The sequence below is a fragment of the Mucilaginibacter sp. genome (assembly GCF_036383575.1).
GTDB lineage: Bacteria > Bacteroidota > Bacteroidia > Sphingobacteriales > Sphingobacteriaceae > Mucilaginibacter.
The window spans coordinates 1-9,981 of the sequence record NZ_DASVOB010000818.1 but is presented as its reverse complement, the minus strand read 5'-3'; the positions used below and the strand labels follow the sequence as shown (position 1 = coordinate 9,981).

At 42.5% G+C, this 9,981-nt stretch carries 8 protein-coding genes; 6 read left to right on the top strand and 2 right to left on the bottom strand.

From position 1 onward, the window contains the following. Positions 1-27: 27 nt before the first annotated feature. The 4 genes from VF500_RS28950 (at position 28) to VF500_RS28935 (ending at position 5,067) form a co-directional block, all read left to right on the top strand. Positions 28-1,149, top strand: coding sequence for a M20/M25/M40 family metallo-hydrolase (locus tag VF500_RS28950; protein ID WP_330862986.1), 1,122 nt, complete (start codon positions 28-30; stop codon positions 1,147-1,149). Next, entirely contained in the window at positions 1,124-2,464 is a 1,341-nt protein-coding gene (locus VF500_RS28945; protein ID WP_121227795.1) for a sigma-54-dependent transcriptional regulator, read from the top strand. The genes VF500_RS28950 and VF500_RS28945 overlap by 26 nt, the downstream gene beginning before the upstream one ends. Positions 2,465-2,923: 459 nt before the next feature. Further along, positions 2,924-4,321, top strand: coding sequence for an outer membrane beta-barrel protein (locus VF500_RS28940; RefSeq protein WP_330862985.1), 1,398 nt, complete (start codon positions 2,924-2,926; stop codon positions 4,319-4,321). A 146-nt stretch (positions 4,322-4,467) separates the two neighbouring features. Beyond that, positions 4,468-5,067 (top strand): hypothetical protein, encoded by a 600-nt coding sequence (locus VF500_RS28935; RefSeq protein ID WP_330862984.1) that lies wholly within the window; start codon positions 4,468-4,470, stop codon positions 5,065-5,067. Positions 5,068-5,126: 59 nt separating this feature from the next. Here VF500_RS28935 and VF500_RS28930 read toward each other — a convergent pair whose 3' ends face one another. Both VF500_RS28930 and VF500_RS28925 read right to left on the bottom strand, forming a co-directional pair. After that, positions 5,127-6,284, bottom strand: coding sequence for a PLP-dependent aspartate aminotransferase family protein (locus VF500_RS28930; protein ID WP_330862983.1), 1,158 nt, complete (start codon positions 6,282-6,284; stop codon positions 5,127-5,129). Positions 6,285-6,286: 2 nt separating this feature from the next. After that, the gene (locus VF500_RS28925) at positions 6,287-7,615 is read right to left on the bottom strand and encodes an APC family permease (protein ID WP_330862982.1); all 1,329 of its coding nucleotides are present in this window, start codon (positions 7,613-7,615) and stop codon (positions 6,287-6,289) included. Between the two features lie 418 nt (positions 7,616-8,033). On the opposite strand from VF500_RS28925, the gene VF500_RS28920 reads away from it, so the two are divergent. Continuing rightward, on the top strand, positions 8,034-9,062 hold the full coding sequence (locus VF500_RS28920) for a LacI family DNA-binding transcriptional regulator (protein ID WP_330862981.1): 1,029 nt from the start codon (positions 8,034-8,036) through the stop codon (positions 9,060-9,062). A gap of 329 nt (positions 9,063-9,391) precedes the next feature. Further along, the coding region (locus tag VF500_RS28915) for a basic secretory protein-like protein (RefSeq protein WP_330862980.1) at positions 9,392-9,981 on the top strand (590 nt) is incomplete at its 3' end.

The window sequence follows — 9,981 nt, the reverse complement described above, 5'->3', positions numbered from 1 at the left end:
CCCGTTACTTCCTTAGTTGGGCACACTATGCCTTTAAACCCGCATTTCTTCAGCGAATCTGTTGTGCTGTTGCAGCATATGATCAAAACCTCATCGTTTAGTGGTAATGAAAGTGGGGTTGCCGATACGATACATCAGCATTTGCAGGGTTATTCGGTTAAGGTAAAACGGCAGGGAAATAATATCTGGTGCTATAATAAATACTACGATGAAACTAAACCGACAATACTGCTTAACTCTCATATGGATACGGTTGTGCCAAACGAGGGGTACACAAAAGATCCGTTTTGCCCGGAAATAAGCGAGGGGAAACTTTATGGGCTTGGTAGTAATGATGCCGGTGGGTGTGTAGTATCGCTTATTGCTGCTTTCCTGCATTTTTACTGCTACCAGGGACTTGGTTTTAACCTTTGCCTCGCCATTACGGCCGAAGAAGAAAACTCAGGTGAAAACGGTATTAAATCAATCCTGCCGCTGCTGGGCAAGTGTGAACTGGCCATAGTTGGCGAACCCACTTTATTGCAAATGGCCATTGCCGAAAAGGGTAACCTTGTTATTGATTGTATAAGTAATGGTCGCCCTGGTCACGCTGCGCGTGAAGAAGGCGATAATGCTATTCACAAATGCCTGCGCGATTTGGAGTGGTTTAGTTTGTACCAGTTTCCGCAGCAAATGAAGGGATTAGCGCCGGTGAAAATGACGGTTACTACCATCAAAGCCGGCTCTCAGCACAATATTGTACCAGGCAGGTGCGAGTTTACTGTTGATATCAGGCATGACGATACCTTTTCGCAAAATGAGATAGTTGATATTATTAAACGGAATGTATCGTGCCAGGTAAACCCGCGTCCCGGCTCGTTGGGGGCTTCATCGGTATCTCCCGAACATCCAATAGTTAAAACAGGGATAGCCGTTGGCTGCAAAACCTATATTTCACCTACTACATCAGATCAGGCCTGGTTATCTATCCCTTCGGTGAAGATTGGCCCCGGCGATTCCGCCCGTTCACATTCGGCCGATGAATTTATCTACCTCGAAGAGATCAAGAAGGGCATCAACTTATATGTACGGCTGCTTGAAACGCTGCCGCTGATGCTCATCAATAATCCAAACAAATACAAAAATGAAATCAAGCATATTAATAATTGATGACGAGGTTAAACTCAGCGAGCTGATGGCCCGCATATTAGTGCTGGAAGGCTATAATGTGATCCAGGCACCCAATGCCAAAGCCGGTTTACGTTTCATTGAGCGCGAGGATGTAAGGGTAGTATTAAGCGATGTAAAGCTGCCCGATGCTAACGGGGTTGAACTGGTGCAGCGCATCAAGCAAATAAAGCCCTATATCGAGATCATCAACCTAACGGCTTTCGGTACCATCAGTGATGGGGTGCTGGCTATCAAGAATGGGGCTTTTGATTATTTGACCAAAGGAGATGACAACGATAAGATCATTCCGCTGGTGAGCAAAGCACTTGATAAAGCCAACCTGCAATACCATATCAATGAATTGCAAAACCAGGTTGAAACCCAACACGGCTTCCCGATAGTGCTCGGGCAATCGCCCGCGATATTGGAAGCGGTTGAACTGGCAAAAAAAGTAGCACGAACCGATGCCACAGTTTTGCTTTTAGGCGAAACAGGAACAGGCAAAGAGGTATTTGCCGAAGCCATCCATTATGAAAGCCTGCGTAAAGACAAGCCCTTTGTAGCCGTTAACTGCAGCGCGTTTAGCAAGGAACTCTTAGAGAGTGAATTGTTCGGCTACAAGGCCGGGGCATTTACAGGAGCACTTAAGGATAAGAAGGGTTTGTTTGAGGAAGCCAGCGGTGGTACTATTTTTTTAGATGAGCTCGGCGAAATGAGCCACGACCTACAGGCTAAGCTGTTGAGGGTACTCGAAAACGGAACTTTTATAAAAATAGGAGAGACTAAGACTATCAAAGTAAATGTACGCCTCATTGCAGCCACCAACCGTGATCTGCAAAAGGAATCGGAAGAAGGGCATTTCAGGCTTGATCTGTTTTACCGCTTGTCCGGGTTCTCTATTGTGCTGCCCCCCCTGCGCGATAGGATAGGAGATATTGAAGTGTTGGCCCGACATTTTATCAAGCTGTATTCGGCCAAGGTGAAGAAAAAGCAGCCTGATGTGGATGAGAACTTTTTTAAACTGCTTAACCAACACAAGTGGAACGGTAATATCCGCGAGCTTAAAAATGTAATTGAGCGGGTTATTATTCTGATGGATGAACCTGTGCTTACCCCTAAACTATTGCCCAATGAATTTCATAACGGCGGGTATTATGACCTGGTAGCGCTTGACCTGGATAGTGTGGAGCGCCATCATATCCGCAGGATCCTGAAGTATGTTAAAGGAAATAAATCCGAAGCTGCGAGGGTGCTTGGAATTGGCCTGGCTACCCTGTACCGCAAAATTGAAGAGTACCACATTATTATGAACTGATCATGAAAGATAATTAAAAAGATGATGTCATGCTAAGCCTGTCGAAGCATGGTGGGCAGGCCTCTGCGTGCGACCATTCGACAAGTCACCCATGACATAATTAAAAATGGGTGTCATGCTGAGTTTATCGAAGCATAGCGGGTAGGGCCTCTGCGCGCGACCCTTCGACAAGCTCAGGGTGACAGGCCCCACTACGTTGATATGCCTCTTCAGAGACTCAGAACTCTTATCTGCTCAGCATGAGAAAACCACCATCTCAAAATGAAAAGGATCATTCATATATCGGTCATCGAAAAATAAAATAAAAACTCATAAACTGCTGATAATCAAATCAGCGAAAAATATTGCAACCGCTTTGGTATAGCAATTGGCAGGCGTGCCATAATTAACGCAGGCCGGGACAATTAAACTAAACACTGCAAACCGTCCCGGCCGCGAACAAATAATCTCATATTCAAAATGAAAAAACTTCTCTTATTTATTGCTTTAGGCCTTACACTACTTTTAGCCTATGCCCAGGCAAATGCTGCATCTTTAATAGACAGCACCATTGTTAAAGACACCGTAAAAACCAAACCTGAGCCATTTGCTTTTGGCGATTTTACCTGGCTTAACGGTAACGACCGCCGTCATAAAGCTTTGCTTGATACCAAATATTTCACCGGTCGTTTCCTGCTTGATTTTAACTACACCGCATCAAACAATAACCCGATAGACCATACTGTGGTTGGTTCAACTGCCCTGGCACGGGATCATGAGTTTGAAATATCAACAGTAGCTTTCGGCGGCGATTTTCATTACGATAACGTGCGAGCCAGCTTATTGACACAGTTCGGCACCCGGTCTACCGTAGTGCCCCGCAACGACTTTAGTGTTACCCGCGGGCAGTTTGACCTTACTACGGCTTACCGTTACCTGAGTGAGGCCAATGCAGGTTACCACTTCAATGTATTGAATGGTATTAACGTTGATGCTGGTATCTTCATGTCGTACGTAGGTTTATTCTCATATTACAATGCTGAGAACTGGGCTTACCAGCCATCGTTCACCAGTGATAATACGCCATGGTTCTTTAATGGTGTACGTGTACAGATCTTCGTATCAGACAAACTGAAAATTGAGCCTTGGCTGATCAACGGCTGGCAATCATACGGTATGTTTAACAGCAGGCCGGGTATTGGTGGTCAGATCCTTTGGCGTCCTAAAGAGTGGTTACAGGTATTAACCAATAACTATTACGGTGCCGATACTCAGGATAAACCGGGACGTAAACGTTTTCATACCGATAACAGTGTGGAGGTACGTTATTACAAAAACACTAATAAAAACAGCTTCGTAAACAGCGCAGCTTTCTCCATAACAGGTGACCTTGGCGATGAAAAAGGTGATGGCGTTAACGGCTTTACATCAGATCCGGTTAAAGGCCCTGCCCAATACTTTGCAAGTGCCATGTTTTACCACCGTATGGTAATGGCTAAAGGTCACTTAGGCTGGACTTTTGGCGGAGGTGTAATGAATAACCCCGGCCGTTACCTGGTACTTTACCCAACCGGCGACGCAAACCCGATCCCAGCGGTAGGTACAGGTGCAGTAGGTACGCATCCGTTTTCGGCTAACCCCGGCGATAAATTTAAAGCCTATGATTATTCAACCACTGTCGATCTGATGCCTAACGATTACCTGACTTTCAGAATGGAAGTTGTTCACCGTCACGCTAACGTGCCATATTTTGCCGGCCACGGAGGTGTTACCTCGCCCGATGGTTACAATACTACACCATTGGATGGTACCAACTTTTCCCCTGATCTGGTAAACTCAGAAACAAGATTTATAGCTGCCCTGCTGGTTCGCTTTTAAGCAACAGGCAGATTATATAAACGTACTTTAAAACCGCGATAACTTATCCCGTTTGGATTGTAAGGGTAGGTTTAGTAAAGGTTGGAGGCCGGGTTTTGCCGCCCGGCTTTTTTATGCCCTTAATTTTCAAATAAATAGTAAACAAAATGAAAAATTCAATTAAAATGATCATCATCATGCTGATCGGTATACAGGCAAACCGCCTTATGGCACAAAATGAAAATGTAAAAGCAGGAATTTTTTTAACTGGACAGGATTACAAAGCAGGTAAACTGAGCTATGTACCTGAAGCCGGTACGAAACTAAAACTCAATGATTTTTTAGGCGGTAACCACATCATCCTTACCTCCGGAGGAAAAAAGATCAGGTTATCAAAAAGCGAAATTTTTGGCTATCGTGATGGAGGTAAAGATTACAGGTTTTATCAAGATGAGGCATATGAGGTGCTTGATACAGCGGGGTTCACGCTTTACTGTCATGTACAGTTAATCCCTCAAGGCAAAGGATATGCCCGGGTTGAGAATTACTTTTACAGCACTGGTACTGCCACCCCTGTTTTAAACTTAACCATAGCTAATGTGTACAGGAGCTTTCCGAAGCAAAACGATTTCAGGTACAGCATTCGGAATTATTTTCATGGTGATGCCGACCTGATGGCTTATGACAGTATTAACAGGGAATACCAGATCAAATACCTGTATTTTGAGCATCAGCATGCAAAAGGCACTCAACACGCATCCTTATAAATAAATTAACTATTGATTTCCTAACTAAACAGTAAATCCCGGCGCGAGGCCGGGATTGTTTACTTTTCTAAAGCCTGTTTAATATCTGCTATTAAATAATGCGGATCTTCCAGGCCAATGTACATCCTGATCAATTGGTGATGGTCGTTATCAGCCGAGTATTCATCCTCACTAAATGAGGCGATGGCTGGAACAGCAAGACTTTCATGCCCTCCCCATGAAACAGCCAGGAGGATATGCTGCAGGCTGTTGCAAAACTTTTCAATCTTGCTAAATGAACTGTTTTTTAAGGTAAGGCTAAACAGTCCTCCGCAGCCCTGCATTTGCCGGTTAACTAATTCGGCCTGCTTAAACTGTGGACTAAAAGGCCAGATCACATCCTCTACAGCCGGATGGGTGGCAAGCCATTCTGTAACGATCCGGGTGCTTTCAAAACTGCGATGCAGGCGGAGGGGTAACGTTCTTAATCCCCGCAGAAGTAGCCACGCCGAATGGGGAGATAGCGCTGGGCCGGTGTTCATGAACTCATGTTCAAAAAGCTTTTTAAGCAAGGCCTTGCTGCCGGTAAGCACGCCGGCTACCACATCCGAATGACCACCGATGTATTTTGTGGCTGATTGCGCTACCAGGTCAACCCCCATGGCAATTGGCTGCTGGTAAAGCGGGCTGCAGTAACTGTTATCAATCATGGTTATGATGCCGTTTGATTTGGCAAAAGCGGTTACTTTCCTGATGTCCTGTAGCTCGTAGCAAAAGGTATTAGGACTTTCGAGGTAAATTAAACGGGTTTGCGGAGTTGCAGCTTGTTCGAAATTTTCAAAAACTGTTCCGTCAATAAATGTGGTGGTGATGCCAAATTTGGGTAAAAAGTCTTTGAATAGTTTAATTGTCCAGCTGTACAGGTTATCTACAGCTATAATATGATCGCCCGATTTTAACAGCGATAAAATAGGTACGCTTATGGCACTGATTCCGCTGCTGAACAAAAGGGCATCTTCGGCCCCGTCTAACGCGGCAAGTTTTTTTCTGAGTATATTGAGTGTCGGGTTTTGCCCCCTTGAGTACAGGCTGCTTTCAAATTCATCACTCATGGCTTCCCGAAGCCCCGCAACATCATTAAAACTGAAGTTGCTTGATTGCATAATTGGCGGCGAAACGGCATTAAAGTAATTTTCCCTTTCCTCCCCAAGTTCATTTAAAATAAATGACAAATCCATAGTTAAAGTTTCGTAATAGGTTTTTGGCTTCGTTTTGTGATATAGTAAATTATAAGGCCTGCAATAAATGCACTGATGCATATTAAAGCAGCCTGCGGATTTTCAATAAAAATGCTGATGGTAACAAACCAGTAAGTGGTAATAAATATGACAGGGATAACAGGGTACCACTTCATAATATAGATGCCGGTGTTATTAAGCTGTTTAGTTTTGCGCCGTAAAATGAAGATCGTAATAGCGGCGGTTGAAAGGCCAATAGTATCAAAGAACATTACATAGCTTAATATAGTTTGAAACGAGTTTGCAACAAATAAAATAACCAGCACTGCCCCAACAAAAAAGCTAAGTCCAAATTCCTGCACCTGGGTTTGGCTGTTTACCCGTTTAAAACGGGCGGGTAATATACCGTCTTCGGCCATAGCATAGTAAACACGGGGATTGGCCATGATATTTACATTGACAAAAGCCAGTACCGAAACAAACATGAGCAGGGATACTATTTTATAACCCGCCGCGCCAAACAAAACGCCTGCAAGCGTTGCCGCGAGCGTTGTTTTGTGCTGAAGTCCGCTAATACCCAAAATCGAATAATAAGCAAAATTGATAAGCATGTATAATGATATCACAGTGGCTATCCCAAAAAATATAGCCTTGGGGATATTTATTTTAGGGTTTATAATATCGCCTCCAAAATTTATAGTTTGCTGATAGCCGCCATAAGTAAAAAATACTGCCACCAGGCTTATTCCGAACGCACTTATATTGTTATTAGTATGGTAGGCTATAACTTCTTTGGCGGTATGTATATTGCCTTTGAACACCGCGGTGCACAAAATCAGGATCATACCTATTTTAAAAAGGGTAAGCACATTTTGGGTGCGGGCGCTCATTTTAATGCCCAGGTAGTTGATTATATATAAAATAAGTACAGACGTTATGGTCATGATCTTAATACCCGTATCGTTTTGCAGACTTTGGGGCATGATAACAGGATTAATATATTCTGCCCCTATGAGTGCTACAGCAGCAACCGAAGCAGCATTGCTTATTACCAGCACCCAATTGATCATAAAGGCAAAAGCAGGGTGAAAGCAATATGAAAAAACCTTGTAAAAGCCACCGGTAGTGGGGTAGCGGGCCCCGATTTCGGCAAAGGTTAATGCTCCGCACAGGCTTACTGCCCCCCCAAGCAGCCAGGCCCCGAAATATAAAAGAGGCGTGCTTGAGTTTTTTGCCACTTCAGCTGGTGCCGCGAAAATGCCCATGCCTATCACAAGGCTCACAACAATCATTGAGAGATCAAAACGGTTAAGTTTTGGCGTTATGCTCATGTAGTTTTAAAATATCAATTAATCAGGGAAAACACAAAATCTAAATTTAGCATTAATTAGTTAGTAATTGAGTTGGTAAAAGCTTTTATTAAATTCATTAGTAATTTTTTATTTTTTTACATCATGGCCGAAAATTAACACCTGTTTTTACAGTTTTGTAACAAATTGTTGTTAAACCGGTCAAAAATGGAAGGCATAAGCTATATTTACCCGGCCGGTTTAAAGCGTTTATATCGTAAGGTTAAAATATTGGCAGTTAGATAAATAAAGTTGCTATTTTTAACCGGAAAGTAATAAAAAATTAAATTTTTGATAGAAGAGCCCGTTTTTTTTAATAATTACGGATCGGGAATAAATTGACGAGATATTTAAAACGGTGAACGAACTAAACCTTAACCTTGAATTTTAATAAACGATGATGAAAAAAAAGATATCCATTAAGGATATAGCCAAACTTACCGATACGTCAATTACTACTGTTTCATTTGTTTTAAATGGCAAAGGCCGCATTAGCAAAGAGATCAGCAAAAAAATATTAGATGTAGCCCAGAAAAACGGGTATGAGCCTAACCGTATGGCGGTTGGTCTGCGTACCGGTGTTTCAAAAGTTATCGGGCTGATAGTGGAGAGTATTGGCGGACCATTTTTTGGGGAGATGGCCAAGGTGATAGAAGAGGAAGCCGAAAAAAGCGGTTATCGTATTATATATTGCAGTACCAACAATAACCTTCAAAAGGGCAAGGATATGATCAGGATGTTAACCCAACAATTGGTTGACGGTTATATTATTACGCCAATGAAGGGTTTGGAGAAGGATATTCAGAGCCTTGTTGATAATGAAAAGCCTGTAGTACTTATTGATGGATACTTTCCAGGGACAAACATTCCGCACGTACTGGTTGATAATTTTGCAAGTGCTTATAACGCGGTTGATTGTTTTGTAAGATCAGGATATAAAAATATCGGGATGGTAACCGCCGACCTGGGGCTGATCCAGCTTAATGACCGAAGCCTGGGTTATAAGGCGGCTTTAAAGGATAATAAGCTGAAGGATAGTAGCAAGATGGTTTTAAAGATCCCGTTCGATATGGATAAAAACGAAGGAGTTGAGGCCGTTAAAGCGTTTATTGACAAGCAAAAACAGATGGATGCTGTGTTTTTTACCACCAACTATCTGGGAACTATGGGTTTACAGGCTATTAAAGATCTTAAGCTCCGGATTCCAGAGGACCTTGCGGTGATCAGTTTTGACGATAATGAGGTATTTAGTTTGTACCCGCCGGGCATTACCACCATACAGCAGCCTACCTATGATATAGCAAAATCGGCAATAGATATTTTAATGGCGCAGATCAACACCCACAAGCTTGACGCCTCAAAAATTGATCTCCAGATCCCATCAAAATTGATTGAACGGGGATCAACTTTAGCCAAAGCCTCAGCTTGATATAGGGTTTAGTATTGGTAAACAAAAGTTTTCAAAACGATTTGGTAAAACGTTTTATTTATTTAGCTTTGAACTTATAAACTATCAAAATAAGATAGTATAGATGGGGTAGTATCTCTCAACAGTTCAGGCGCTTCATAGTTCTTTTTTGATAATATTGTTTAATTAAAACTAACGCCTGTTGTTTGAAGAGCAACAGGCGTTTATTTTGACCATGTTATAGGTTCAACTATTAATAATATTACAAAGGATTGTGTTTTTAATGATAAAACGTTTTATCTATATTTGAACGGTTTTAACTACTATCAATCGCAAAACCATAACTATTCATGAAAAAAATATTCATTTTATCACTATTCTTAATTTCCGGCTCACTTGCCCAGGCTCAGGAAGTTTTTAAACAAAAGGGCTACCAGGTAACTTTTATCAATAAGGATGCTGCGTTCAGCACTAATTTGAAAGACAGGCTGATCAAGACCTTTTTTGAGGTGTACCCTAAACTGGCAAAGGAGTATAACAAAGAAACATCTAAAAAAGTAACGTTTGTTATCGATACTGCTTATGATGGTGTGGCTGCTACCGGGAATGATACCGTAGTATTCAGCGCAAAATACATGACCAAACATCCCGGTGATATTGATGTGGTTACGCACGAGGTAATGCACATTGTACAGGCCTATGGTAACAGCGATGGCCCGGGTTGGTTAACCGAAGGGATTGCCGATTATGCCCGCTTTAAATTTGGTGTTGATAATGCCGGCGCCAAATGGGCTTTGCCTGCATTTAAAGCTACCCAAAACTATGATAATGCATACCGCGTAACTGCTCGATTTTTGGTTTGGGCCGAGAAAAATGTAAAACCCGACTTGGTGAAAATATTGGACAAACAATTGCGCGAGCATACTTTCACCAATGACAG